Origin of the sequence: Pseudomonas sp. W22_MBD1_FP4 (assembly GCF_052113765.1) — a bacterium.
Classification (GTDB): domain Bacteria; phylum Pseudomonadota; class Gammaproteobacteria; order Pseudomonadales; family Pseudomonadaceae; genus Aquipseudomonas; species Aquipseudomonas sivasensis.
The window spans coordinates 25,459-51,255 of the sequence record NZ_JBGQOI010000013.1 but is presented as its reverse complement, the minus strand read 5'-3'; the positions used below and the strand labels follow the sequence as shown (position 1 = coordinate 51,255).

The window sequence follows — 25,797 nt, the reverse complement described above, 5'->3', positions numbered from 1 at the left end:
GCGTGGTCGGGTGAGGCCTGGATGAACGGTGGTGTGCAGGGGTCGCTTTTTTGTGCGGTAGTAAGTTCGCCTTGAACTTGTTTGTACACTCCTAGGCGTGTACCTTTGCTTGGCTAGAAAAGCTGTCAACGCTTGCCGTATGCGTCTCGGCACCGGGGGCCCAGTTACTACGGCCGGCACATCCAACCCAAGAAGGCGCTTCGCGGCTCGCATGGGCTGGACGGCACAGTTGAGGATTAGAGTGCGCCTAGCACGTAAAGCAGAAGCCTTGTTAGGTGTAGTTGTGCTCCTAATGAAGCCCTATAACGTCCAATGACAAGTATCGGAGAATCATTGATGGCACTTACAGGCGAGCAATACGACGCCTTGGTAAAACTCATGCGAGGTGATGCAACGACTGCATCAAATCAGGCCGCGCGCCGAGTGCTAGTCGACGGAATTACTCAGGCTAACGCTATGCGCGAGACTGGAGCAGCGCGCGCGGCTATCGGTAACGCAGTTCGCCGATACACGGAGGCTGGTGAACTCATGAAGGATGTTTTCGGAATTAAAGAAAACTGACTGGAGCCTAAGCCGACAATTGCGTTGCGCTGTAACTCGTCGAATTGGTCGGCAAAAAAATCGACGATCCCGTTAGCGGGTAAACTGAGTTGAATGGCTCACAACAAAACTCGGCCTGTAATTTTCTGGAGGACAGCTTCTATGTCGGAAGCTCGCTTGTCACCGCAAGAATTCAAAGACCTGATGAAGGAGAAAGGCTGGACTGGGAGAGCATTGGCTTTGCGGTGGGGCAAGACAGCTGTTTGGATCAGCAAGGTCATCAACGACGAGGATCGAGAGCCTCATTGGGATGATGCGGTGCGTGGTTTGCAGAAAGCCAAAAAGAAAAGCCGCTCGAAAAAGGTTGTCTCTTAAGACAACCTTTTTCCTTGCGAAAGGTTGTCTTGTAGTTTAATCTTTTCCTCGTAAGATCAACCTACGAGGGATTCATGATGTCGCCGCACGAGCTTTCACTCTCCGAATTCAAAAAGCAGGCAGCTGTCATGGCTCTAGTGGGTTGCTCCCACAAATGGGCTATCAGGCTCGGCGTGAGTTTCAGCGCAAATTCTGATGCGGCGACAGCTGATGCGTCGCTGGTTGAGGTCCATCACCGTGAGTGTGCCAATGCGATTCGCATGAGCACCTTCATTGCTCCCGACGCAGAGACCAAAATTCCAGCGCCTACGAACCTGGTCCTCAAGGATCACCCCGACCTGTGGGCGCAAGTTGCTTCCTATCGAGTGTCCTGCGCTGACGGCGCGGTAAGGCTGGCCGTTGGTATCGACAAGGCATTGCGTGTTGCGCGTGAGCACATGTTTTTCACAGAAAAAGACTGGGCAGCGGCTCGCTCACGTATTGAGGGCGGAGCTGCTGGCTTGATCATCGCGTACGGGTTTGCACAAACGGGCATCGATATGGTTCAGGACTGCGTCGAAGGCACTAACTCGGTGATGGTGTGAGTGCTAAGGCCATGGCGGACGCGCAGCGTATAGCCGACCTCGCCCATCACAAGCACCGACTCGAATGGCTTCAGGGGAAAGGTCCTTCTTGGTCGTGCGGTACCGGAGTGCACCCCTCGGACCGGCAGGCATTGATGGCGCAGAGCATAGAGTATTTAGCGAATCCATTGGGCCGCTTCAATTGTTGCCACTGCGACTCACGGTGCGCGTAAAGATTTCCTGCTGCGCCACCCATGATGCTCCCCATTAACAAACCATTTACGCCGGCGCCGGCCGGTAAAGGAATTATCTGTGAGCCCATGGAAGCTTGCCTATCACTCAGGCATGAGCGCAAAGAGTGATTTGCGCGCGGCAGTTGATATTGGCGTGCCGGTCGGTGTCGTCGCGACGCTGCTGGATGTCAACAAAACCATCTTGGTGCTACCAAGACATTTGGATCGAGGCGGCTTCGCCTTCATTGATTCGGGGGCTTTCACGGCCTTTCAGAAAGGTGAGCCGGTAGATTGGGCGAAAGTATTTCGTGTGTATGAAAGCGTGATCCAGATGACTGATCGGCCCGAAGGATTGAGCATTGTGGCGCCTGATGTAATCGGTGACCAGGTGCTAACCATAGCCTTGTGGGTTGAGCACGCGGCCAGTGTGCGTGCTTGGATTGATGCTGGTGCACGAGTGATCATCCCGCTGCAAAGCGGAGAATTGAGTGCGGGGCGCCTGCTTGAAAAAGCGAAGTCCATCTTTGGCACTGACCGCCTATGCGCCGGCATCCCTTCGAATCTGAAAGCCATGACTGCGGAGGACTGCTCCACCCTCTATCATTCGGACTTCCACATTCTTGGTCGAGTCATCATGACGGATGAACTGGAGCTAAAAATGTCTGCGCTGCGCCAGAACAATCCAGGTGCGACGTACACTGCTGATGCAAATTGGCTTCGCGCGCGCACGCATAAAATCACTTGCGCCGTGGAGCCTCGACTGCCCAACCCACATGGCATTCCACAGGATTCACCGCGCACGAGAGCGGTAAAGAAGGTTCTTGCGGCTGAAGCCTATCATTACGGTTAGGTCCAGCTCATGGGCGGCAGGTCTTGTGTTTAGAACACCAAGTCGCAGCGTAAAAATCTGGTACGAGCAGGATAGGGCAGAGGTAAATCATGAGTTTGAAAAATCCGGCGCCGACCCTCGCAATGTGGCACGCGCTCTACGCAGATAAGGCTGCCCTTAACAACTCTCCCGACGGTCACCAGTACGCGCTGGATGAGTTGGCCGACCGGCTGTGCACTCAGGGCTTGATAGGTGCCGGCGAGCTGTTGGATCTAATCGAACAGGCGAGATCGGCCTATGAGCGAGGGGTTGAGGAGCAGTTGAGCAAAATGGCCTTGGAATGCACCAATGGCTAGCGGTAAGCACGAATTGACCGAGGCTCAGGTGCAAGCTGCGGCGCTTCCTGGCGAAAGTTGGGAGGAGGCACGCGATAGGTTGTTGTTGGAGCAGCTTGGCCAAGGTGAACCATCCCGCAGTTGCGTGACAATGCGCCCAGGCTATTTGCAGCCCCCACTCAAGACAAACGCTAACTGCGCGCAAATGGACGCCCTGCGCGCGTTCCAGCAGTTAAGCCGGCGCGAGCAGTTTGACTATTGGCTGACTATCCAAGGACGTAGCCGGCCGGCGGATATTCTTGAATGCCCATCGCTGGCGAGTCTGGTTGCGATAGGTATGGAGTGGAACGATTGCACGGCCCGTGTTCCTCACGAAGACAAGAGGGGTAGGCTCTACTACTTAGTTGGCGTCGATTACGACACCTGGCTGACCTGCTGCCGTTACACAGGTTGGGGGTGGGAGCGTAAGTCAGATCGATCACTCATCAGTGGCGTATCGCATTGGCGGATCGCCCGTGAAGACGAACAGTTGAGTCGTGAGGCCACGGCAGATGAAATTCTCACAATTCGTGCTCTGCTACGGTTGTAGAGACGAGCAAACATGCGACCTGCTCTGACTGACCCGCTGTTGAATTAAAGGAAATGGTACGGATGCTTTCGATTTTCAGGCAGGCCAAAAGATCGATCTACGTGTCTGAGCCGGACATTCAAGCTGCGCTAGATCACCTACGAGCTTTGCCATACTACAGAGGCGATACAGCGCCTAGGGCCTGGGATCGTCAAAGGTTGCTCGTTGCGCTCAAAGGGGAGGTATCTAAGGGCGCTCTTCAGCGAATCGGAAATTTTAAATCGATTGGCCCAGGTGTTTGGGCTTTGGTGAAGCCGCTTGGGGTCGATTTAGTTGGCCCAACAAATGAGTCTGACAGCCTTCAAGTCTGGCTACTTATTCGCTGCGCCGGCACGGACCCAGCAGCCCTGACAGAGCTTTAGTTAGTTTCGATCTTCCGAACACATGCCTAGCTTAGCGTTGGGTAAAGGAAACGTCAGCAGTTGCTGGCCGAGCATGGATGACCTTAGCACGGTAGTCACCTACAATCCGGACCTGGTGAACTGAACAGTCTCATGTTCGGCACCCATCAAAAATGGGGTAAAAAATGCAAATCCGTAAGCCGCGATCCGAAATCCAGAAAAATGCGGTTGCTGAATTAGAGGCAAAAATCAAGCACGCCCAAGAGACTCGCGACCCCATGGATGCTGTGCTTGCTAAGGGCATTCTGAGGGGCTTGGATCTTGCTCAGCTGTTCCATGGTGCGGAAGGCGTGTCAAATCTCCGTAAGCTTCAAGCATCGATCGACAAGCTGATCCCTTCGAACTAAAAGCGTGCACGCGAGGTCATCCAGCTGATTTGCAAATATGATTAATCTTTCGCTTGATAATTAGCCTCTAGAGGCTTATTTTTATCTTGTGCTCACCTATAAGCTTGTTGAGCAGACCGCACGCGAAGCGCCCTCATATGGATCTGACCTCATGGCAAATGACCTCACCATTCTCTCGACCACCGCGCAGAACGAAGCGCGCCCTGAGAAGTTTGACGCAAACCTTGAACCGCTGAAGGCCGGCCAGTACTGGAAAACGTCCTGCGTCATTCCAGCGAAGGTCAAAGTCACACAGGAACTGGTTTACAAGTGGGACAAGAGTGAAGAGGACACTTACCAGGAACGTCGTCAGGTCTTGCGGAAGGAAGTGGGCGCGGGGGTAGTCCTGCTCGTTAAAAACCTAAAGCATGATGACGTTGGGTTGCACAATGTTATTGTCGCCGCGCACCCTCTCTGGACGGACCAGAGCGACCTTGCTTTTTTTGCGGCTGAATTCCATGACTATTTTGAGCGCTGCTTTGATGCTGAAGCAGTTCGTTTGCAGGAACGGCTGGCGCTGGAGTCAGATCTTGGGCGCCTTCAGCAAGAAATCATCGCCGGCCCGCCACCATCTGATATCCCTCCTTTGCTGGCCGCGCCTACGAACCAGGGCAGCCCATCCGTCGGCGCCATGGTGCAGCACGTACGCTCCCTAGGTGACCTCAAAACACAGTCGATGTCTGTAATCGAGACAGCAAAGCGTCACACCGCCTTCATCCAGGAAAAAACCGGCGAGATATCCAAAAAGACCGGACTCCTCGTCCGTTTTTACAGTGAGCAGGCGAGTGCAAGCTTGGCTTCCGTCAGTGACGTTGTAGCTTATGCGGAACACCTGAAAAAGGGTGTAGCCTCGATGGGGCTGTACACGGGCGAGGGCGTTGAAATCAACACGTGGGTGACTGGTGCGCCGGCGCCAGCTGATGAGCCAATTTGGCTGTTTCAAGACCTCATTTTTTTGGAAGAGGAGTTTTTGGTTCAGTTGGATGATGCCGGTTTGGACGCGGCGTCGATGGGGTCATTCGTTGCGGCTCTTAAGTCCGATACGTCCCTCAGGGATAGGATTCTTCCATACCCACGTACTGTCGTGCTTGCGCGCATTCGCCGCGAGGGCGTCATATACAACAGCGAGTCTTCAATCGGCGCTGCGTACGAAAACATGATTGCCAATCAGCCCAACCTGACCTCGTTCCTCTTAATACGAAACGGTGAAAATATTCATCAGATCTGGTCCGAGCTGGCGACTGATTCTGCGAAGCGCCTGTTTCCAAGCGGTGAGGATGTCGACAAGATTTTCGCCGGTATCGACGGTAGCGACATCACAGTCGAGGACCTGAATTACACCGACAAACTCGACGACCACGACGCGTACGCCCTGTTCTATAAGCGCCTGCTGATCTTGCTTTGGGGGTTGAACGACAATCACCAAATCTTCGGCGACTTTTACGACGTGGCCAGCTACCGTGGTTTTTTCGACCTCGGCTTTCAGAACAAGCACTTCCGCTTTGTGCGTGAAGATGATGTCAAGCTCGGCACTCAGCGGCCAACCTATGATGTTTGGTTCCGGCAGATGAATGCGTACTTGCAATCGGGCTCGCGCGTCCTTGTCTACCTTCCAGGCAACTGGAATCAGGACCAGGTAAGCGGTGCCTTTACCGCTTACGGGGAGTTTCGTTCAGAAGCCTACGAGCGGCTGACGTGGAAAGGTCCGGATGCCCAGCTGCTTATTGCAAAACGACAGGGTGAGCGTTACTACGTAGAGGTCCAGTCTCGATACACTGGCCACCGTGATGTACGTGAGCCTGTGCTAAAGCTGTTTCTCGGCCGTAGTGGCCATAAACGGCATGCAAATGATCATCTGGTGTTCTCACACCTGGTGATGGATGCAGTGAAGCCAGGCGACATTGCGTTCTATCGTGAATCGCGCACCAACCGAAAGTACTACTCAAAATACATGGCGACCTTGTTCGCCATCGGAGATCTGGCGCAAGAACAGTTCGATTTGGAAGCCCCATTCACCGCTGCGCTGATTGACGCTGCAAGACAAGGTCGGCTCAAGATTCCATCTGATGTTTCATTGCCAGACGAAGCCGGCCATGCTGTGCGACTGTGGCGTGCCTCACATCGAGGTGAGGCGCCGCCCGCTCCAAGTGATGTGGCATATGCTGGTGCGCTCAAATCAACGCTTGCAACGCTCTATCAGCTGCTCCGCGCTGGCCATAACCCAATGGATGACATGCCGGCATTCATAGCCGAAAACATGATCACGCCGCTGCGCTTTGTGATGACGGGAAAGGGTAAGTACGGGCTTTATGTCGAGACCCCAGCAGCTGAGCGCGATGACCGGATTCACAAGCATGTGTGGGTGACCCGTATCACGGTTGAGTGCACAAAGTCAGGTTTGGTTGAGCTGAGCAGGAAGCTTGTGAGGTACCCGAAAGCAACGGCCGAAGAAACAACGCTGCACGAGTGGCCAGAGAATCAATCCAATTGGGCAAGCGTGTCTATTGCTGACGAACTGACCTCAGACAGGATCACCAAATTAATTGCTGAAGCTGACGCGCACTTGAGCCGTCTGGACTACTTCTCAGGCAAGTTCGATTGGGAAGAACTCTACGAAGATTTGGTGCGGTACGTGCGCTCCCACAAGACAGGCTATGTGGAGTTGCCCACGATGGTGGCGCAGGTAGGAATCCATTGCCGCGAGGATGCCCCGAGTACCCAGGAGGCCAAGAATGGCACTAGGAAATTTAACAGGCTTGTGGTCAGGCAAGGTGTATGTGCGCTTCTCTTCAAATTTGGGAACGAAAGTCAGCGTACTCGACTGATCAACTTTTTAGAGAGCAGGTATGAAAATCCGGAAAGTGCCATTGCATGGGTTAAAACTCTCGGCAACGATCAGCCGTCACTAATGGTTTATTACAACTACGACCCGAGCGTGATTTTTGAGAAGGCGCGGATGGAGGATCGTGGGATAGGAATAGCGCGTAATTGGCAGGACGTGTTGAGGCAGCAGGATCGTACCTGCAAGCAGGATTACATCGACCGCCAGTACGTCTCGCGGCCATTGCGGACGTTCGAAGAAGCCGTACCTTACATCCCGGCAGCCGCGCTTCAGTGGATCAATGACCACGCAACGGCTCCAGACGTAGTGATCAAGTAGGGTAAACGTAGAGCCTGAATTAGACCTGGGTGGGGATCTCCGCCCAATCGGAGAAACGTCATGTCTGAGTCCAAATGGATCGAACATTTCAAGAACGATGCGGTGTCGCTTCACGAATCAGACGAAGGGCATGGCCCTCTGTTCGTGGTGATGGATCAGGGATCAAGTGGCGCCGGTCGGCAATATCGCATTCGAATTAGGCCGCATATAGATACCCAACGGGTATCCGTGTACATCGACGCAGAACATTCTGACAAGCAACCAGGCGACCTAGCGAACTACACACCCAGCTACGAATTTTCGGATAACGAATGCGAGCCAGGCGAGATCGTGATTACCGATGAGGGGCTTCTCACCGTGATGTCGCGCAGGCCCTCGGCGTCGAGGGTGAATTTTAAAGTTGGATGGTCGGCGCAGCTGCCATCAGATTTTGTCGAGCCGATTCGTAGGGCCCTTCTGTTGGCAATCAAGACACTGGCGAAACACTGTGGAGTAACCGCGCAATGAAAATGACAGGCGAGCAGTTTGACGCCTTGGTGAAGCTGATGCGTGGGAGCCCGACAAGCAAGGCTAATAGGGCAGCACGCCAAGTTCTGATTGAAGGTGTGTCCCAGGTCGCTGCTGCACGAGAACTTGGCTTGGCCGCACCCTCAGTGAGCGCTGCCGTGAAGCGTTATACCGCTGCTGATAAGCTTATTCGCGGAGCATATGAGGGGCAGCTGTGAGGGCTCCAGCGGCTCCTATAATCGCACTTCATCACCTATCAACCCACTAAGCATTCCGAGTTCGCGTATGTCAAAACAATCCACCGACCCTCAACAGCAAGACGGCATGTCCAACGTCTGGATTTACTCATTTAATCCTGATGTGGGCGCACGTGTGCAGTGGCAATTGCCGATTTCCGTGATCAACCAGGTGAATGATCCAGCTCTCAAGGGCGATCAGCTGGCGGCCGGTGTCGCGACAATAATTGGAATGTTCGACAAGCTGAGCGAGCAATGCCTCACGCAAAAAGAGGTGGACACGCTTATTTCTGGACTCATCATCTATGCGCGGAGCACGGCCGCATGGAGCCTGATGCCTAAGTTGGATTCGGTGGCCAGCATCCACCTGGTTGTTGTCGACTGGCGAACCGCGCAGGGTTGTACAGCTCTGAAGGTGGCTGGCGCGAAGGGCGACTCTCGCCAACCGATTTCGCCGGATGTAATCATGAAAGTTGGTATGGCAGGAATCAGTCAGCATGTCCGGCATCATCCTTTGGATGCTCAGGCTGATGAGAGTGCGGCTAAGGTTCTGCACTAAGTTGAACTGATCCTGCTTGTTATGGGATTGCGAATTTTCCGGTTACGACACCGGAAGCATGTAGTTTTCGGAGTCATTCAACTGGTAGTGCTTATGGTCGCGGCGCGGATTGCCATGGCCCATTTGAAAGTACTGGGGTTGGAGCCTGTGAGCGGCCCACCAGTCTTCGGCGGTCTTATTGCCGCTGTCGTTTTGGGCTGGATCTTCGGCGTTCTTTTAGCAGGCTTTGATCGTTGCGATTCGGACAGTCTTCCGCCAGGTCATTAAGTGGCAGGCGCTCCACAGTCGAATACGATAGGCAAAACAGGTGGGAAAACGTCGCTCAGCTGCACCCAAGCCCCGCCGTCAAACGTGGGGTAGCGGCAGTAGAGAGGCCCGATAATCGCGCCCAGGATTTAGCAGGGAGACACAAGATATGACCAGCACGAATATCCCCGAGCCGTACGCGGTTTACGCAGAAGGAGAGCCGGTGAAAATCACCGGCAACGTCAGAACCGTGTTGCCGCTGAAAGCCTTCACTGTCGGCCCCGAGGACATTTTTGCAGCAACTGACAAGGCTCATGCGCTCGCACTGGCGAACGCGATTACAAAGCCAGTACCGGCGTACTGCATCCAAGAAGTGGAGCCGGTAGAAGCCAAGTATCTGGCTCAGCCGTGGGGGGAGTCCAAAGAAACGCTCCAACAGCGTTTGGAAGCCCGTACAGAACCTGGATATTTCGCGGGCTGGCAAGACTGAATTGTTCGGGGAAAAGACGATGGCCATCTACGAGGAAATGCGGGCACAACTCCAGGAGCTGGTAGGCCTGGTGAAGCAGGACGAACAGTACGCCGCAGCAGTCGCCTACGGCGCGATTGGGGCCGATCAGGGCACGGCCCAGGCCCACCAGCAGCGTGCACTCGCATCGTTGAATTGAAGCGCAACTACGGGCTCAAGTGAGCCCTCACAGCCACCACCGAAAACGCTAAACCCTCAAGCCCGCCGCCGTGCGGGCTAAGCCCGTAGGAGAGGCGCGGTTATAGCGTCCGCATTTGGAGAAACGTGAGCATGGCAAAAGTGCAGTCGAAAGCTATCTGGATTTGGGTGTTTATCCTCTGGACCGTGTTGGTCTACGCAGGCTACGTCTATGGGCCCGGCGAGCGCCCTGAAAGCCCCCTCATCGTCGGTTTGGCGGTGTGGATTGGTCCTGTTGCATTGTGCTGGTGGCTTAGACTTTTGCTAAATAGGTCGGAACGGTAGGAAAGCCATGAACACCTCGGAAAAGACTCTGACCCAAGATGACAAAGAAACAACGTGGGTCAAATTTGATGGCCAGGAGGAGATGGGCGAAGAGTTTCGTCAGGCTGTCCTTGGAATTTACAACCGCCAAAGGAAAATTCATTCTGTCAAAATTGTTCGCTCTAACGGCTTGTTTGGGTTCTTTCGAAAAGTGCTTGGCGTGGTAATCACGCATACAGGCGAATAGATAGGAAATATCATGAAATTTGTTTTTCCAAAACCCAAAAAATCCACACTGCTTCTGGCGGCACTCTGGGGGGCATTGTTGTTCGTGGGCGCCTGCTACGCCCTGAATTTTTTCCCTCACCTCGGCACTATCCCTACTCCAACTGGCGGACGGCTCGACTTCGTCATGCTGGGTACAACGTCCGTGTCATTTGCAGCAATGGGAGGTGCACTATTGGGTGTTTTTGTAGTGTGCGTACCCACCCCTGTAGTCGACCAAACCAATTAACGGAAACGCCACCATGCTCACCAAAGTTATTAAGGTTCTGGACAAGATAACCGAGAGCAAAGAAACCGGACTGCGATTCTTAAAGTATGTGGCTTTGTACGGCTTTCCGCTTGGGATGGCTTCCGGTTTCATCTTCATTCACTACGGCTTTAGCGCCCAGCAGTATTTGCTGGTGATGCCTGTGGGCTATGTGATTGGGGGCATTCAAGGCTGGAAAGCTATAAATCACAAAAGCGAATAGAAAATCATGGAGGTTTTTGTTCGAGCGTCAATCCACCATACGAAGAGCGTCAATAGGTCGAGGATTCGATAACGCATTCCCGAAAAATTGAATGGATAGATGGCTATTTATGCGAAACGCAGAAAACAGCAACATAGAAAAAAAGGTACACATGCAGAATCAGATCCTGCTCTGCAAATTGGCTGGTCTGTGTGGTCTGTTATTTATTGCTGGCGGATTGGTTGACGCGGGTAACGCCTTTTTCAATAACAATCACGAGGGCTGGATTGATGCGTTGTCACTTTTGATGATGTGGATAGGAGGGTCTGGCGCCGGCGCCTTTGCAATTTCCTATGCTCTGAATACTGATTACAGTGAATCTTAACAGTTGCTAACTGAGGGACATTCGAATAGCGTTTTTCGCTGCTTCGTTGTAGGGGTTTTCAGCGATGCGTTGAATGTTCTCCTGAAGGGCTGCCTGCTTCATCCATCCTTTCCAGTTGCTGCGAAGCTCGGCGACCTCTGAGGGAATCAGAGGGCCATGCGCCTGCGCAAACTGATAAAGCTTGCCAGAGGGTTCCGCGCTTTCAAGATATTGCTTGGCAAGCGTCGTGAGGTCATCTAGACCCAGAGTCTTCATTTCAATAGCCGCGATCTGAGTTGCGATTCGCTTTTGAAGCGGCAGATCGTGCACGAGCCAGCGAGCGGCGAGGGCGGTGTTGGGATCCCAATTAACTTTGGTCGTCGATTCGGGGTTGGGGAGCAACTTACCCAAATCGGTGAACGATAACCCCGAGTATTGCTTCGCGTGATTGAAAAGCTTTGTGTACAGCACCCCACCAGCGCGCTCCATGTATTTGCTGATTTTCAAGTTATATTCAGCTCGATCCTCAAGGCCAGGCTGTGGTTTATGGCCTTTTGAGCAAATCTTATGGATGTACTCATCCAGCGGAATAGCACTTCCTTTTGCAGATCGAAATGCCTCAACTCCAAGTTCGCGGATCATCGAGTCGGGGTCGTGGCCGTCGGGTAGCAAAGCGACAACAACTTCAAGTCCAGGATGGTATTGGTCCATCACCACGCCAATCGTCCTGTCAGCAGCTCTCTGGCCGGCCGCGTCACCATCCAGGCAAACGGTGAGCTTTTTTACGCCGCTGTTGAGGATCAGTTTCAACTGCATGGCGGTCAGTGCAGTTCCCATTGGGGCCAAGCCAATTGGGAACTCGTTTGCTGCCATCGTGATGACGTCGATGTATCCCTCAACAAGCATCGCTTCTTTGGCGAGCTTGATTGCATGCTGGTTTTCGTACATGCCGTACAGCATCTCCCCCTTTTTGAAGAGCGCCGTTTCTGCGGTGTTGATGTACTTCGGTGTGTTTTCTTTGTCGACGATCAGACGACCTGCATACCCCAGCAGATCACCGTCCATACCCTTGATTGGGAACATGAGTCGCCCACGGAAAAAATCCATTAAGCGTTTGCTGTCGCCCATTGTGGTAAGGAGGCTGGCCTCTTTCGCCGCAAGTCGAACTGTGTGGAGATGGAAGTGATCGCAAAGCCCACGGAAGGAATCTGGAGCGTAACCGATTTGAAATTTGTAAAGGGATTGAGCCGTCAGCTCCCTACGCTGCACGTATGCTTTAGCCACATCATCAAGCTTCAGGTGGTTCTGAAAATAGATCCGGGCAACCTGCATAGCTGTATGCAGAGAGCTGCGTTCGTCGGGTTCATTTACTTGTGCCACGTAGGCTCCCTCCAATTTTCAGGCGCTGATCGTTTTTTGATCATAATCCACGAAGCTTGCCGTGTGTGGATGTCCCGGTTTTAGTCACAGGTTTATGCACAGGGGTTGTGGATATGTATGTGCGCAAGCAAGGTACAATAACACGTAATCTTAACGGATTGCCGCGCCCCATGCGTCGCTGATCTGGTGGTGTTATCTTTCGGCCAGGGCGGAACATCATAGGCGTAGGGAGGGGTATGAGACGTTCATACGTACAAGATCGCTGGAGAGCCTTAGCAACCGTCGCGCGCGCGAATGCGGATCGCTTGGTGCAACAGATGCACCGACAGTTCATTGATGGTGGCTTTGAAGGGTTGACTGATTATTCCAGGGTTCGATTCGATAGCATAAACAAGGCAGCGCTTGAGGCTCTAGAGATGTGGCGAGCTGAGCCTCATTTTGACTGGTGGGATTCACCTGATGCACTCAAGCGGGACCCCAAATGCTTGGATGTTTCACTCTGGTTTGGCAATCAACTTTGCGGACTGTGCTTCGCCACTGCGAGCGAAGGGAAGACACTGGTGCGGATTAAACTGCTTGAAGGTAATCCCGACGCAGAGCATCCCCTCAAAGGGCAGGTGACCACGCTGATGCTCTTGGCTGTAAACCAATTCGCAAAGCTCCTCGATGCCAATGTAATTGTGATCGATGACCCTTGGGAAGGAGCAATTCCGCACTATATGGATCTGGGTTTTGATTTCAATGGCGGCCAGCTTGAGATGGCTGTCAATTAAGGCTACGATGGCTGTGAGGTGATCAAAATATGAGCAAACTAAAGGCAACATTACGCGGGAAAGACGGGAAGCATAAAGCCACCCTGGATCGTCGTGGCCTCAAGTTGCAGCTTGTGCGGAAGGTGCGAAGGGTCACTTCCACCGATATATTTCTGCTTGAATCCCTATTTTCGAAAAAAGAGACGGCAGAGCCAGTCGGCCCGCTCGCCGGCAAAAAACGTGCGCAGGCGTAGTTAGGAGCCGGATTTTTTATAGATCGCACTCGGAAACACAAATTTTAAAGAACCGGCGCTTAGCCGGTTTTTTTGCGCTCGCCTTAAGTGAACGGATGATATAGATTGCTTAAACGCTATTAGTGGGTGATATATCATGCAGGAGCCAACCAAGCCAAACCCTCACAAAGGGTACATATCAGACCGGTCCGATGAATTGCTCAAAGGGATCGGCGACGGTGTTGAGACAGCTCGCAAGCGACGCCGGCTAAAAATTTCAACGATATGCAGTCGCGCGGGGATCACAAGGCAAACATATCAACGGTTGCGGCAGGGAGAACCTGGAGTATCACTCGGCGTGCTGATGAACGTTCTTAGCGCCCTGGACCTGGAGGAGGGGATGGCGAGCATTGCAGCGCCAGAACTTGACCAGGTTGGAATTACATTGAGCCTCGCCCGTGATCCTGAGCGAGTTCGCATTGAAGGAGAACCTAATGTCTTGGAAGCCAATTGGTAATGCGTTTGTGTTTTCGGCTCACTCAGTCGGGGATCCCGTTCCCGTGGGGGAGGTGGCCATGCACGGAAGTGGCTACGTTTTTCGCTATGCGAACAGCTGGCTCGCACGCCCTAACGCATTTGCGATTGACCCACTGAATCTGCCGCTGACCAGCAACCAGTACTCGTCTACGCGGATGTTTGGGGCGCTAGACGATGCCACCCCAGATAATTGGGGACGACGCGTACTGTTGGCCACACACAAGCAGCATCCACAAAACGACATCGAATGGTTACTTGCCTCGCGCGGCGCCGGCGTGGGCTGTCTTCTTTTCAGCGCTTCGCGACATCAGTTGCCAAGCCTTCATCAGCCTCCACAATTTGAAGACCTTGAAAAAATCATGGTGGGTCTTGATCAAGTCGAGAAAGGCGATGTCGACCTACCACCAGAGATCGCACGGCTTTTTGAGTTCGGGAGTTCAATGGGCGGCGCCAGGCCGAAGGTAACCGTAGCCCATGAGGGTAAAGAGTGGATTGCTAAACTAGGCCGTAGTGACGACGTATTCGATCAGCCGCGCGCTGAATTTGCGAGTCTCCAAATGGCTAAAGCGGCCGGCCTGCCAGCAGCTGGGCATAAGTTGGTGGAGGTCGCGGGGAAACCGGTTCTTATGGTCGAACGGTTTGACCGTCATGAAGGGGCTGGTAGGGAGCACTACGTCAGCTGTAACTCGCTGGTAAGCGCTGAGAAGCCCAGAATGCGAGTAGGCGCAGTGGATGGTGCAGTCTCCTATTCAAAGATCGCTGACGTGCTGAAGAAGGTCAGTGATGATGCGACTTACGATATGCGTGAGCTTTATACGCGCATGGTTTTCAACGTGCTCATCGGAAATTCCGACGACCACCTAAAGCAAACGGGTCTCCTGTTGACAAGCGATGCAGGATACTGCCTGGCGCCAGTTTTTGACGTATTGCCCCATCCGACCCAACTCGGGATGCAGGCTCTCATCATCGGCAATGAGGGCAGAGTATCGTCAATCAGCAATTTGCTAAGTACCCCTGAGCGCTTTGGATTGGGAGTGGATGAAGCAAAATCAATCGTCACTGATGTATACGCAGTAGTGCGAAAGGCTGCCGGCTATTTTGAAGCGGCAGGCTGTAGCGGAACTGATATCAACATGCTTGCCAAGGTTTGCACGAGGTTTGAATCGGATCTGGTCACAAGGCCACGTAACTCATCCAGCAGTGGACCGCGCTTGGGGTGATCTGGGTCGAGCAGAAACCGGATTGTGCTCCACCAGGAGCCATGGAGAAAAACTGAAATGAGCCTCACCAAGAAACAGTTGCTGAAAGAAATCGACAACCTGATCGACCAAATTGGAACGTCACTCACCCCGGTATCAGTCGAAGTACTTCACAACCGAGCGCATGGATTCATCACGTTCGGATTGATCGACAAGCAGATCGCACTTGGAAGAAAAGAGAGCGACGTGATCGCCTTGAGAATTGATGAGGCACAGACGGCGCGCCTGGCTGCCTTGGATACAGGCAGCAATGAATAAAGTTTCACGCTAATAGGCCAATTTGTGTGGCACCTAAATAATTGATGTGGCACCTGAATAATTGATGTGCCACACAATTTATTCTTGTGCCACAACAATACTTCGTTCGAGTGCTGCCCTTTGAATCTGCAATGTAATTGCGTTATCTGCTAACTGTTTTTAAGGGTCTGGCTGCGCAGATTTTCTGTTTACAGTGTGAGCCCCTTGCGACACAGTTCGGCCGTCGACAGCTCCCGTGAGATGCATGAGTAGCGCTTCGCAATCCATGCACAAAGAACCGCCCCCCTAAGGCGGTTTTTTTGTGCCTGTGAAAATCCACTCAGAGGTTTTGTTAGACTTCGGGCATTAGGAGTATTTACAGGTAAATGTAATTTTTCAGTTGCAGTGATTTACCGTTAACGGTAAATTAAACGCGGGCATATAGAACCGCAATCCCTCAAATATCTGCCACGCGGAGCAATTTTGGGTTTAGCGCTGTTCAGGGCTGTATTGGGGATTAATTACGAGTAGGCAATCTTGCCTATTTGCCTGCATAGGCAATATTGCCTATAGCTAGTTGCTTGAGGCGGTACAACTGGAGTTCATTCAATCCAGGGTTAATGAAACGTCGCTCACGAAGCGAGACTAAAGCTCCTATGTCAAAGGAATTATCGTATGAACCACAATTGCCATGGCGAATTTTTTATTGCCAACGGAGTGCTCCAATACCGTTGCTTCGCGGACAGTTCGATAATTTCCGCCCCCGTCTGTAACGGTGACCAGTGCCCTTGCTGCGCCAGAACCATAGTTGCGGTGACCGTGGAAGCCGACGAAGAAATCGACCTCAAGGCGGTTCTGGAACAGAGCTTTGCAGAGGGTCTTGGAGTTCTCGCTCTGTCGGCCAGCATGACCGATGGGCAGATACTGACGTTGATAAAAGGGGCTTGCGCCTGGAGCAAGGGCAAGGCGTTCCAGGTCATCCCACCCCCGTCCGAATAAGCAGGAAAACGCTTACCCCTACATACGCATGCTGGAGAGCTGGCCAGGACTGGAAAAAAGCAGACATCTTGTCTCAGGACTCCGCTGAAAATAAGCAGGAGAACGGCTCGTGACCGGATACCGACCACCGGCACTGGCGGTAGCAAGGATGTAGTGAGGCGAGCATTTCAGGCTGTATTGAGTGACCTAACAGAAGCATGAGACCGTTACCGATAACGGTAAATATCAGAAATTGAAGGGGAGTTGTATATGGCAGCAGGAACGCGCGAGCTTGTCCCTGGCCAAGTAGATCCAGAGCACCTTCGCCGGCTCATCGGGCTCACGAAAATCACAGCAGAATCAGTAATTTCTGCTTTGAATAGTCACTTCGTCTTAGGGACGAAACAAAGTGTTGCTTGCGCAGAATTTGGCATCAGTAACACCACGCTGTCGAGGAAGGTGTCCGACCTAAACAGGCTCAGCTTGGAAGTCCGTGAAATCGCCAAGTTTTATCGTTGAAGCTAGATTCATCCACCGTAAATGGGGGGCTACTCCTCAACACTCCTAGTGATCTGCCCCTATACGCGGCGAGCTACCATGAAGATGCATATTGCACTGTACCTATTGCTGATTACCGGATTGACCTTTTTGGTGTGGGTAGGCATATCAATTGGCCCTGGACCCGCCACTGGAGGATGACCAAGTGATGAGCGATACCAGTCCACAAGTCATTCGAAGGCTTTGCAGTGAAGAAAATTGGAACGTTGTGCTCGGTGAACCAGCTGGTCGAGCTGTGAGATGGGCGCGAAGACAGAATCGTTTCAGTGAACCTGTCTGGACGAAATGGCACTACACCGAGGGTAACGGTTCGTTCACGGCTTGTGGACGCATTGTCGTTCCTTTTGAAACAGACGGTAGCCCGCAAGAGTTCGATCTGGTCCAAGTTAATTGCTATCGCTGCCTTTCTACAATGGCGGCGCTCGAAGCCGAAGGTTAGCTCGCAGGAAACCTGGCGACATTTTATAAATTTTGGAGGTGCAAGATGAGTAGTACGGCAAAGGAAGAGCTGGAACGAAAATTGAAATTGGCTAACGTTGAGCTAGACAGTTGGGAAGAGCAGGGTGCCCAACGTGAAGATGGGAGCCAAGCGCAAGATCGGAGGTTTGAAGAACGAGGCGAAAGCCTCCGCCGGCGGGCAAATGAAATCCGTCACCAGATCGATCAGCTGAAGGAGAATGAGTCGAGAGGCCTCACAAAATAGAGAGGCAGACATTCATGCTGATGAAGGCTTAACAGCGCTACCACCAAGTTTTCACCCTCGGCGCAGTCCACAGTGTCGGCTTTGCCGAGGGGCAGGGGAAAGCAGGAACCAACACATGAGCAGCAAACGTATGCAACGAAAAGATCAGAATATCCGTGTTGCTCTTTGCGTTTGCCGTACCCTCACGAACCATTTTCAGGGCAGTGTCTTGCCCCGCCACAAATAAAGGAAATATATGTTTGGCAAACACAAGACTTCAGCCCAGAGCCCTCGGGGCTTTGTCACTGGAGCGAAGCTGACTCGGTTGCTCGGCGCACCGATCCTGGCAACGCTTATGTCTGTAGCTGGAACTGTTCATGCCCAAGAACAGGACATTTGCGGATCCGCCGTTCAGGCATCCGTCAGTTTCATGACCGAGACTTATGGAGGTAATGCGGAGGACGTCCTTGTGCAAGTGGTTTCCGCAAAAAAAGAACTGAAGGGCCTCGTGGTTGCTGATGTGTTGACGCAAGCTGGTGAGCACCAATGTGCCCTTAAACTTTCGCCGGAAACCCTCCGTAGACAAACGAGGTCTATCTGCCAATGGTCCCTACAGGTTGTCAGTTGTGATTCAGCTGAAGCATTGAAGAAGGTCGTTGTCGATGAGCCGTTCTGGGCAGCGGAAAAATCGAGCCGCAAAGCAAGCCAGGTGGTAATTCCTACAGCCTGGCAAAGCCCCCGATCTGGCCAAGAGCTTCCGACGAATAGCGCATCGCTCACCTTGCCGGAGCAGCAAAAATAGCCTTAACTGTGAATCAGTCAAAGCGGTGGATATAGGATCGGGTAATCTGGGTGTCCACCGCAATCCAAATGCCTGCCACGGGCTCAAGTTTTGCCCCTAAATTGAAATAGGGTGCAGCGATCTTACAACGCATTGATTTATAAAATAATTCCCCGACCCATAGGGCTCTTTGAAAGCGGCCAAAAAAGTTACTCACAGAAATGCACCTTTTGATGAGTAACTCTGATTAGCCAGGTATAGTATCGATATACCGTGTTTTTATCTGGTGCCAGGAGCCCACCACGGTTTTGGTCTGTACGATCCATTTTCTAGGCATGACCCTGCTCCATTTCAGCGTGTGTGCGTGCTCCGCACGGTGCTCGGGGGTGACAGCGCTCGGCGAAATTACATAAGTTACTGATTAGTAAGGGTTTATCTGTTATTCGCGCTCCTGTGTGAAATCTGGAGGATTTGCAGGGGGTGTATGCACAGGATTTCACGTAGCGTCGCCAGTTTGGATTGTACAGTCCGCACTCAACTGACCCGCGTCGAACGCCAGATTTGTGTGTTGTCCGGCATCCGAAATTGGTTGGAGTCAGCGAAAATCAGGCCGTGGTAGTGGATACGCCAGGTTTAGAACGAACAGATTGTTGGAGTTAGTTATATAAGAATTTCCATTAAGTTGAAAATCATCATGGGTTTATCGCTCTTGCTGAGATGCTAATCAATAGTTAAGTGCCCGAGAATCTGATGATGTTTTAGTGCCAGGTCGAGTACCTACTCTGTGCAGTATTTACATCGGCATTAACAATTTATGCTTCGTTTATATTGGGGGTTAGTCTAAGGGTGCACGCCCTGCCCTTGCGACGCTTATTTAGCGTTAGTTGCTGTAATTGATAAATTATCTGTAGGTGAAACGTTCTTAAATAAGACATTAACTACGGAATGAGCCAATGAATGCTGGTGTTTCCCACCCTTCCGCCCTTCCCTCCTCTTTCTTGATTGAGCTGTAAAGGATTATGAACACCCTCCTCTGGCTGAGGAATTGTTAAGTCACCAAATGTTATAAGTGCAGTCCGCTTTGGTGATCACGAAAATAAGTAAAACTTTATCTATTGCTTTTAGGGGACTTAGGCTAGGATATTTATATCGCCTTATTGTGCCGGTATTAATAAGGTGAGTACTTCTATCTAGGCTTTTGCTTTGACCAGATATCGCGCAGGCAACAAAGGTTTTTGCTATGAACAATGTCATTGCTGTCTCGCCCACTTCACTTGCTTTGAATGTAGTACCTGGTGACGGGCCAAAAAGATCCTACACGGTCGCTCAGGCACTACTGGCCTATCAGTCGCGACTGATGGATTCAAGCTGGGTGACGATCCGCTATGCCTTGGCCAGAGCTGCAAGTGACTTGGGCTTTTACGACTACGACCTTGCAGAGGTGCCGTGGAATCAGGTCGACGCTCCAGTGTTGCAGGAGCTGGTTCGTCGCTGGTCCGCTGACATGGCTGACTCGACCGTAAAGCTGCATGTCTACGCGGTGCGAGGATTGTTACGCTCATGCTTTACTCACGGGCTCATATCACACCTTGATTACTTGCTGCTCGATGAGGTGAAAACGAAGGGTGGTGTCAACGAAGTTGGGCGCGGCCAGTATGTTGAGGACGGTAGCCGGCGGGAGCTTATCGCGAGCTGCGTGAATGATGACCGCAAGACCTTGGCCGCTCGGGACCAGGCAATGATCGCCCTCCTCTTCGGGTCAGGTATTCGTCGCGCGGAGGCGGTCAACGTTACAATTGAAAACCTTGACCTCGCGCGCGGCTCATTTCGGGTTACCGTTAAAGGTGGCCGCTACGTCGAAAAGTACCTTGCAGGCTGGGCTATAAAGCCGCTTCGCGAATGGCTGGCGGTCCTTGCATCTCAGAATCAAACGACTGGACCAGTGTTGAGGCGTGTAAGCAATGGCGGCCGCGCCCTGGCCGACATGAAGCCAAACGGGCTATACGTGGCCCTGGAGAAGCGTTCAATTTTGGCTGGGGTACCAGTGATTAAGCCGCATGATGCGCGCCGGACTGTAGCGACGAACCTGATCAGAGCTAAAGGGATTTCGTTTGCCAGGATCGCTTTGGGGCATTCGAGCATCACTACTACCCAGCGCTACGATATGACCGATAGTGATGAGGTTCGCGCCCATTTCATGTCTCAAATTTCATGATTTCAACTGTTTTTATCGTCTAGAAATATGTCAAATACGCGCTAAAAGCCCCAATTCATTTGGGTTTAGGTGGTGGCTCGTGAAATAATAAATAAATATTTAACCCAGCTATTGATTGAGTCCCGGGATTTCTCTAGAATCAGCTCCAACAGAGGCAATCAACCAATTTACAGTGAGGATGTGAACATGGCCGCCAGCACTAAGCCAGCAGCAGGTAAAGGTAAAACCGCAGCAAAGCCAGCTTCCAAGGCACAGGCGAAGCCTGCTGGTGCGGCGCCGTCGTCGAAACCGTCCAAGTTGGCAGATTCGGTCGCTCCGAAAAAACCGGCGAACGTCATCAATACCGTAAGCGCCTATAAGGCGTACACCGACGATGATGTTACTCGTGTCGACGGGTGGTCCATGCGCTGGGACGTCATTGAGGAAGAGGAAGGCTTCAACCCTCGTGATTACAATGACCCTGACACCATCGCTCACATTCGCAAGATGGCTGACGGCTACAAGCGTGGCGATGTTTTTCCTCATCTGTGGGTAGTTATCCGCAACGGGACACCTTATATCCGTGATGGTCACTGCCGCCTGCGTTCGATTGCTCTGGCTGTTTCCGAGGGCGCGGTAATTGGGAAGGTCCCAATTATCGAAGTTAAAGGTGACGAAATTGCTCAAGCCGACCTGGTGCTGATTTCCCAGGATGGTCAGAAGCTGAAACCGTTGGAGCGCGCAACGCATTACGCGAAATACCGCAACTGGGGTTTCACGGATGCGGATATTGGGAAAAAATTTGATCGGACCGGCGAGCATGTTCGTTTGTACCTTTCGATGCTGGAATTCCCAATCGCTTTGAAAAAGCTGATCACCGACGGCACCATCAAACCAACGTTGGCTCTTGAGCTGTACAAGCAATACGGTAGTGACTCCGTCGCGCTGGTCAATCAAGCTGCCGAGGCAATGCGCCAGGAAATGGCGGACGCCGAGAACAAAGAGAATGTCGCCGGCATTGCAGCTTTACTGACGGGTGATCTACTGGACCCTACAGGCGCCGCGCAAGAAGGAGCTACAGCGCCAATAGTACAAAGCGTTGAGCCTCAGGGCGCCGGTGCAGTGGAGCAACCAGTGGTGGATCCAAAGCCGCCTCGCAAGGTACAGGTTACGAAGAAAAACATTCAGCGCGTTGCGGGAGTTGCGCCGAAGCTCACCAAGCAGGTTGTGGCCAACATGACTCGTTCCTTCAACGGGCTTAGCCATCGGATCGACTCCGTGAAGGTGATTGACGATAAATTCTTCATTGAGGTGACTGCTGACGACTTGGCATTGCTCAAGGAACTCAAAGCCCAAATGGATACCACTCCGGATGTTCCGCCGAGTGACCCAAATCAGTTGAGTATCCTTGACGACGCTCAACAAAATGCAGAAGAGGCGGTGGCGTAACCACCACCCTTGCGTGAAACCTACGGGGCCTTAAGGCCCCTTTTTGCTGTGTAAGTTAGTGATTTGTTAGTGTTTGTTAGGGTATGTTTGGCGCTGTTCAGTTTTAGCGCTCGCCACTGCACATCACCGGTCGGACCGATAAATCAGGCCTTGTGTCATCCACCCACCGGCCACACCAACGGCCCGAAGCGGTGGCTTAACTGATCACTGCTTCACTAGCACCAGGCGCGCAGTGGCAATGGCGTCGACCGCGAGATAAAGCGCCTCAATCGTCGCTGGATTGAGAGCGCCAGAGACCTCAAGCCCTTCCACAAAACCTTCTGCTCGCTCCAGAGCAAACAGCACGCCAGCTTTGTTTTCACTTCGCTCTATACGGCCCAAGTGAGTGATGGTGTGCGTACGGATCCTCGAAGTCAGAGACTGCGCTGCTAAATGTTCAGCACCGGTCATGGCGTCACCGAGGCAAATTCATCCAGGACAGTGCGCAACAAGTTCAGGGGGTATTGCTCACCTCGGCTAAGACTCGTGCATTCTGGTGTGTGTGCTCTGAATGGAACGCCGCCGGCGGCGCCCGTAAAGGCCTGGAATCCGACGCAGTGCCGGCAGCGCAATAAATGCTCGCCAAGTTCCCAATCCCGCGTCCAACTTTCAATCCGTCCGGCCGCTTCAAAGACCGAACCATTCAAGTCGACTGCGCTCATGGCTGGGCACTGGCTGGAACTGCCTTGGCGTTCGCATAGGTGTCTTCATTGCAGGCGATCAACGCGACATAGGTTGGCTCGGTTATCACCTTGGCGCTGAGCAAGGCGTTTGCCCATCCATCGGCAAAGTGCAAGGCACGGTCACGCGCGCTGTCAGCCTGGGCATTTTGGATGTCGAGCATTGCCATGCGCCAGTCCTCTTGCAACGCGGCGGTGGGAAGCACCACGCGACCTGCGTTAACAACAAGATGCGGGTTTTCCGGTGTGTTCATGGACGAGTCACCTTTCCGAGTGGATAAATATCACTGCGTCAATCTACTCTATGAGGTTCTGGGACACCGGACTAGGGGGTATTGGTAAACATTGGGTATCAAAATGCACGCTCGCTGTAGGACACGTCAGCTTGATTGGTAGCCGTTTTTTTCGCCTACGAGCAGCGTTGGAATGGCTTCGATCATGACGTTGTCGGCATGCAGTAGTGATGGTCAGTTACGGGTCACGCTTGCCCTCCCTCCTCGATTCCCCAGGCGTAAGCCGCGTCGGCTTGTTCCAGCAGCTCGGCCAGCTCGCTCTCATCGATCATGTCCTGGGCGCGCAACATGTTGGCCAACTCAATCAGCCTCCGCTGATGACCTTCGGGATCCTTCAGCAACTTGGCCTGATCTTCATATAACGATTGCCACTGTTTGAGGAGCGGGGTTATCCGGGTTGGGTTCATTGGTCAGCCTTCCTAAACTTGGGTGCACATCGATAGACCTCGGGCATCCGACAAGGTTTAAAAAATAGGTTCAAGAGAAATCCCAATACTATAATAATGACCGGTCTCAACAAATTGCTAGCTTGGTCTTTAAACTATATCGCAGGCACAAAAAAACGACCATTACAGTCGCTCTCTTTGCTTACGCCTCTTCACCGTTAACCTCGCTGACTTGTCACCTCCGGCTGACACATCAGCCGTTCCTCTGCCCCGACACGCCAGCCTGCAAGGCTGGGGGCTTGGGTTTGCGGTCCTTCTTCGGACGACAGCGGGATTGGCCACACTATCACTATTATCATTGCTATAACTTTTATTGCTCTTGCGTACTTTCTATTGTCCATGGCATTTCCTCTTATAGTTATGGATTTTTACATACAACCTCCCGACCGCACCAAGCGGCAAAACACGTTTTAATGTGAACAACAGGCCTTCTTTAAATACGATACCATTTGGAAGTCATAAGTCAAACCAAAACAGTAACTTTATGCAATAAATATTATAGTATTAAAAACTCAACCAGCTTATATTAGTTGCCAGCTTTCAAAGTTTAGTTATAGTTCACTGATGCTAGTCGCCTTTCCGGCATTGGCTTGTCGCACACCCTGGAATCATTGATGCGTGTAAGCGAACGTTCAGGCCGACCGGCAACACAGCTCAAAGCTGTCATCAAACCTGGGCTGCCTCGATAGAAATATTTTGCCCAGCACCTGTTTACCGTTAACGATAAAGTTTGCTTGTAAGTGTTTACACGTATCGGTAAACTTGCGAAATCAAATCAGGCGTCTGCTTCGCCGCGTTATTCAAACGTCAAAGGAAATCGCGCATGTCGACTTGCAGTAAAGAGCTGAGAGCCCTCATTTCTAAGGCTGAGACAATGGGCGCCATAGTTTTGGTCAATTACGACATGGATGCCCTCATCGGTGAGGGGCGGTCAATTATTAGCGACGTCCAGATTTCTGGCCTCAATGGTTGCGGACCCTTCCCAATGTCAGCGATAGCAGCGGCAGAACGCCTTCGCGATCTTACAGCCAATTGTACTTAACAGGGATCAGCCGTCGGCTGTCTAGAGGATAATCATGGGTCTTTACGTTGTGCGGGGTATCAAGTGCGCTTCTCGACGCCTACGGGCACGAGAAGAGTCAAGTTGCAGATTCCTACGTCCCGGTTGAGGCCTTCGGAGAGGCTGAGGCGTGTAAAAGTGCGGTGCTCTGGTTCGGCGATAACGGCATCGCTGTAGAAAACAGCGACTTACTCTGGCATTGCCATGATGCGTCGCGTGGTTTGTCTTTCACGGCCACCAAATGCCTTGCAGTTTCGGCTTCTGAGATGGATTTCTTTTTGTCGCTCACGCAAGGGTTGAGCATAGCTATTGTGATCGGTCGAACGACTACATAATGACCTGGATTGCATCACCCTCATCGAGTCCACGGGCTGCGCCTGATATCTGGCCGAGCTAAGCTTGGTTCATTGAAACAGGAACACTACTTGAAGCCGTCCAGTTCCCGTCAGCTCTCAAAAGAAAAAGCCAATCGAACAAGGAAAACCCATGAATCGCATCACATTGACATCCCTAAATTTCGCAATTGCAGTTTTTTTATTCGGCTTCAGCGTCCTCAGCGCCAATTTAAGCCCCTCGACATCGGCATTGGCGGGTTTTGTTTGCGCTATCACTGGTGCAGCGGTTTACAGTTATTTGTTCATGCGATCAGCGTTGCTGTGCATTCGCGACTGTATGGGTGAACAGCAGATAGGCATAACCCCAGTTGGCAGTAAAGCTGCAAACGTATCCCAAGCCGTAGCACCGGTAGCAGAATGATAAAGGGCTGAAGAATGGATACAAATACCGTCGCTGCTGAAATTCGTGACAGGAAAATGCAGGAAATTCGGACGCTCATCGAGCGCAATAAACAATCTCGCGACGAGGTCTCAATTGCCTACAACGAGGGGCTACTTGAGGGAAGACTTTTCGAGTTAAAAGACCTCGGTGTTTTGAGCGAGGAGGACGTGCTGTTGCTCGAAATGGAACACGTTATGGAATAAGCAGCATCTTGCCAGAAGAACCACAAGCCTTGGCGTCAAACGTCGAACTAGGCAGAGGGTTTTCCGCAGACGAAAAAAAACCCGGTCGTTTTTGACGTCCGGGTTGAAAGAAACGTAGGCGATTCTCTGAGAGGAGCATGCCTACGGCTCCGATTCTATTGCGGGTCTACAGAAAGCGCCATCTATAAACGAG

The 25,797-nt window shown here is 52.2% G+C and carries 34 protein-coding genes; 30 read left to right on the top strand and 4 right to left on the bottom strand.

Annotated elements, in window-relative coordinates:
- Positions 1 to 312: 312 nt before the first annotated feature.
- From ACEN2T_RS17415 to ACEN2T_RS17335, 17 genes are all read left to right on the top strand, one after another.
- Positions 313 to 561: a TrfB-related DNA-binding protein gene (locus tag ACEN2T_RS17415; protein ID WP_442117112.1), complete on the top strand. Its 249-nt coding sequence runs from the start codon at positions 313 to 315 to the stop codon at positions 559 to 561.
- 141 nt (positions 562 to 702) lie between these two features.
- Positions 703 to 915 carry a hypothetical protein gene (locus tag ACEN2T_RS17410; protein ID WP_442117111.1) on the top strand — a complete coding sequence of 71 codons (213 nt, stop codon included), beginning with the start codon at positions 703 to 705 and terminating at the stop codon, positions 913 to 915.
- Positions 916 to 989: 74 nt separating this feature from the next.
- Positions 990 to 1,499 carry a hypothetical protein gene (locus ACEN2T_RS17405; protein WP_442117110.1) on the top strand — a complete coding sequence of 170 codons (510 nt, stop codon included), beginning with the start codon at positions 990 to 992 and terminating at the stop codon, positions 1,497 to 1,499.
- Between the two features lie 291 nt (positions 1,500 to 1,790).
- Positions 1,791 to 2,561, top strand: a complete 771-nt coding sequence (locus ACEN2T_RS17400; protein WP_442117109.1) for a hypothetical protein — start codon at positions 1,791 to 1,793, stop codon at positions 2,559 to 2,561.
- A gap of 89 nt (positions 2,562 to 2,650) precedes the next feature.
- Positions 2,651 to 2,896 (top strand): hypothetical protein, encoded by a 246-nt coding sequence (locus ACEN2T_RS17395; protein WP_442117108.1) that lies wholly within the window; start codon positions 2,651 to 2,653, stop codon positions 2,894 to 2,896.
- Positions 2,889 to 3,464, top strand: a complete 576-nt coding sequence (locus tag ACEN2T_RS17390) for a hypothetical protein (RefSeq protein WP_442117107.1) — start codon at positions 2,889 to 2,891, stop codon at positions 3,462 to 3,464. The genes ACEN2T_RS17395 and ACEN2T_RS17390 overlap by 8 nt, the downstream gene beginning before the upstream one ends.
- 565 nt (positions 3,465 to 4,029) lie before the next feature.
- On the top strand, positions 4,030 to 4,251 hold the full coding sequence (locus ACEN2T_RS17385; protein WP_442117106.1) for a hypothetical protein: 222 nt from the start codon (positions 4,030 to 4,032) through the stop codon (positions 4,249 to 4,251).
- A 151-nt stretch (positions 4,252 to 4,402) separates the two neighbouring features.
- Positions 4,403 to 7,450 carry a hypothetical protein gene (locus ACEN2T_RS17380; protein WP_442117105.1) on the top strand — a complete coding sequence of 1,016 codons (3,048 nt, stop codon included), beginning with the start codon at positions 4,403 to 4,405 and terminating at the stop codon, positions 7,448 to 7,450.
- A gap of 60 nt (positions 7,451 to 7,510) precedes the next feature.
- Positions 7,511 to 7,957, top strand: a complete 447-nt coding sequence (locus ACEN2T_RS17375) for a hypothetical protein (protein ID WP_442117104.1) — start codon at positions 7,511 to 7,513, stop codon at positions 7,955 to 7,957.
- On the top strand, positions 7,954 to 8,175 hold the full coding sequence (locus ACEN2T_RS17370) for a TrfB-related DNA-binding protein (protein ID WP_442117103.1): 222 nt from the start codon (positions 7,954 to 7,956) through the stop codon (positions 8,173 to 8,175). The genes ACEN2T_RS17375 and ACEN2T_RS17370 overlap by 4 nt, the downstream gene beginning before the upstream one ends.
- 67 nt (positions 8,176 to 8,242) lie before the next feature.
- A complete protein-coding gene (locus tag ACEN2T_RS17365; RefSeq protein WP_442117102.1) occupies positions 8,243 to 8,752 on the top strand; it encodes a hypothetical protein in 510 nt (169 codons plus the stop codon).
- A gap of 415 nt (positions 8,753 to 9,167) precedes the next feature.
- Positions 9,168 to 9,488 carry a hypothetical protein gene (locus ACEN2T_RS17360; RefSeq protein ID WP_442117101.1) on the top strand — a complete coding sequence of 107 codons (321 nt, stop codon included), beginning with the start codon at positions 9,168 to 9,170 and terminating at the stop codon, positions 9,486 to 9,488.
- 19 nt (positions 9,489 to 9,507) lie between these two features.
- Positions 9,508 to 9,666 (top strand): hypothetical protein, encoded by a 159-nt coding sequence (locus ACEN2T_RS17355; RefSeq protein WP_442117100.1) that lies wholly within the window; start codon positions 9,508 to 9,510, stop codon positions 9,664 to 9,666.
- 330 nt (positions 9,667 to 9,996) lie between these two features.
- Complete coding sequence (locus ACEN2T_RS17350) at positions 9,997 to 10,215, top strand: hypothetical protein (RefSeq protein WP_442117099.1); 219 nt, start codon at positions 9,997 to 9,999, stop codon at positions 10,213 to 10,215.
- 12 nt (positions 10,216 to 10,227) lie between these two features.
- Positions 10,228 to 10,482 carry a hypothetical protein gene (locus ACEN2T_RS17345; protein ID WP_442117098.1) on the top strand — a complete coding sequence of 85 codons (255 nt, stop codon included), beginning with the start codon at positions 10,228 to 10,230 and terminating at the stop codon, positions 10,480 to 10,482.
- A 13-nt stretch (positions 10,483 to 10,495) separates the two neighbouring features.
- Positions 10,496 to 10,723 carry a hypothetical protein gene (locus ACEN2T_RS17340; RefSeq protein ID WP_442117097.1) on the top strand — a complete coding sequence of 76 codons (228 nt, stop codon included), beginning with the start codon at positions 10,496 to 10,498 and terminating at the stop codon, positions 10,721 to 10,723.
- 151 nt (positions 10,724 to 10,874) lie between these two features.
- Positions 10,875 to 11,087 (top strand): hypothetical protein, encoded by a 213-nt coding sequence (locus ACEN2T_RS17335; RefSeq protein ID WP_442117096.1) that lies wholly within the window; start codon positions 10,875 to 10,877, stop codon positions 11,085 to 11,087.
- A gap of 6 nt (positions 11,088 to 11,093) precedes the next feature.
- On the opposite strand, the gene ACEN2T_RS17330 is transcribed toward ACEN2T_RS17335, so the two are convergent.
- Positions 11,094 to 12,446 (bottom strand): toprim domain-containing protein, encoded by a 1,353-nt coding sequence (locus ACEN2T_RS17330; protein WP_442117095.1) that lies wholly within the window; start codon positions 12,444 to 12,446, stop codon positions 11,094 to 11,096.
- Positions 12,447 to 12,682: 236 nt separating this feature from the next.
- Between ACEN2T_RS17330 and ACEN2T_RS17325 the strand changes: the two genes are divergently transcribed.
- The 11 genes from ACEN2T_RS17325 (at position 12,683) to ACEN2T_RS17275 (ending at position 22,106) form a co-directional block, all read left to right on the top strand.
- A complete protein-coding gene (locus ACEN2T_RS17325) occupies positions 12,683 to 13,219 on the top strand; it encodes a hypothetical protein (protein WP_442117094.1) in 537 nt (178 codons plus the stop codon).
- Between the two features lie 29 nt (positions 13,220 to 13,248).
- Positions 13,249 to 13,452: a hypothetical protein gene (locus ACEN2T_RS17320; protein WP_442117093.1), complete on the top strand. Its 204-nt coding sequence runs from the start codon at positions 13,249 to 13,251 to the stop codon at positions 13,450 to 13,452.
- 136 nt (positions 13,453 to 13,588) lie between these two features.
- On the top strand, positions 13,589 to 13,948 hold the full coding sequence (locus tag ACEN2T_RS17315) for a helix-turn-helix domain-containing protein (protein ID WP_442117092.1): 360 nt from the start codon (positions 13,589 to 13,591) through the stop codon (positions 13,946 to 13,948).
- Complete coding sequence (locus tag ACEN2T_RS17310) at positions 13,926 to 15,188, top strand: type II toxin-antitoxin system HipA family toxin (RefSeq protein ID WP_442117091.1); 1,263 nt, start codon at positions 13,926 to 13,928, stop codon at positions 15,186 to 15,188. The genes ACEN2T_RS17315 and ACEN2T_RS17310 overlap by 23 nt, the downstream gene beginning before the upstream one ends.
- Before the next feature lie 57 nt (positions 15,189 to 15,245).
- Complete coding sequence (locus ACEN2T_RS17305) at positions 15,246 to 15,485, top strand: hypothetical protein (RefSeq protein WP_442117090.1); 240 nt, start codon at positions 15,246 to 15,248, stop codon at positions 15,483 to 15,485.
- A 654-nt stretch (positions 15,486 to 16,139) separates the two neighbouring features.
- Positions 16,140 to 16,463, top strand: a complete 324-nt coding sequence (locus ACEN2T_RS17300) for a hypothetical protein (RefSeq protein WP_442117089.1) — start codon at positions 16,140 to 16,142, stop codon at positions 16,461 to 16,463.
- A gap of 249 nt (positions 16,464 to 16,712) precedes the next feature.
- Positions 16,713 to 16,961, top strand: a complete 249-nt coding sequence (locus tag ACEN2T_RS17295; RefSeq protein WP_442117088.1) for a PapB/FocB family fimbrial expression transcriptional regulator — start codon at positions 16,713 to 16,715, stop codon at positions 16,959 to 16,961.
- Positions 16,962 to 17,148: 187 nt separating this feature from the next.
- The gene (locus tag ACEN2T_RS17290) at positions 17,149 to 17,439 is read left to right on the top strand and encodes a hypothetical protein (protein WP_442117087.1); all 291 of its coding nucleotides are present in this window, start codon (positions 17,149 to 17,151) and stop codon (positions 17,437 to 17,439) included.
- Between the two features lie 499 nt (positions 17,440 to 17,938).
- Entirely contained in the window at positions 17,939 to 18,484 is a 546-nt protein-coding gene (locus tag ACEN2T_RS17285) for a hypothetical protein (protein WP_442117086.1), read from the top strand.
- 1,219 nt (positions 18,485 to 19,703) lie between these two features.
- Complete coding sequence (locus tag ACEN2T_RS17280) at positions 19,704 to 20,678, top strand: tyrosine-type recombinase/integrase (RefSeq protein ID WP_442117085.1); 975 nt, start codon at positions 19,704 to 19,706, stop codon at positions 20,676 to 20,678.
- 186 nt (positions 20,679 to 20,864) lie between these two features.
- Positions 20,865 to 22,106: a hypothetical protein gene (locus tag ACEN2T_RS17275; RefSeq protein WP_442117084.1), complete on the top strand. Its 1,242-nt coding sequence runs from the start codon at positions 20,865 to 20,867 to the stop codon at positions 22,104 to 22,106.
- Between the two features lie 204 nt (positions 22,107 to 22,310).
- Here the strand turns inward: ACEN2T_RS17275 and ACEN2T_RS17270 are convergent, their stop codons facing one another.
- From ACEN2T_RS17270 to ACEN2T_RS17260, 3 genes are all read right to left on the bottom strand, one after another.
- Positions 22,311 to 22,556, bottom strand: coding sequence for a hypothetical protein (locus tag ACEN2T_RS17270; protein ID WP_442117083.1), 246 nt, complete (start codon positions 22,554 to 22,556; stop codon positions 22,311 to 22,313).
- A 247-nt stretch (positions 22,557 to 22,803) separates the two neighbouring features.
- A complete protein-coding gene (locus ACEN2T_RS17265; RefSeq protein WP_442117082.1) occupies positions 22,804 to 23,079 on the bottom strand; it encodes a hypothetical protein in 276 nt (91 codons plus the stop codon).
- 224 nt (positions 23,080 to 23,303) lie between these two features.
- Positions 23,304 to 23,525 carry a hypothetical protein gene (locus tag ACEN2T_RS17260; protein WP_442117081.1) on the bottom strand — a complete coding sequence of 74 codons (222 nt, stop codon included), beginning with the start codon at positions 23,523 to 23,525 and terminating at the stop codon, positions 23,304 to 23,306.
- 1,585 nt (positions 23,526 to 25,110) lie between these two features.
- Between ACEN2T_RS17260 and ACEN2T_RS17255 the strand changes: the two genes are divergently transcribed.
- Positions 25,111 to 25,380, top strand: a complete 270-nt coding sequence (locus ACEN2T_RS17255; protein ID WP_442117080.1) for a hypothetical protein — start codon at positions 25,111 to 25,113, stop codon at positions 25,378 to 25,380.
- A gap of 14 nt (positions 25,381 to 25,394) precedes the next feature.
- A complete protein-coding gene (locus ACEN2T_RS17250) occupies positions 25,395 to 25,604 on the top strand; it encodes a hypothetical protein (RefSeq protein WP_442117079.1) in 210 nt (69 codons plus the stop codon).
- Positions 25,605 to 25,797 lie beyond the last annotated feature (193 nt).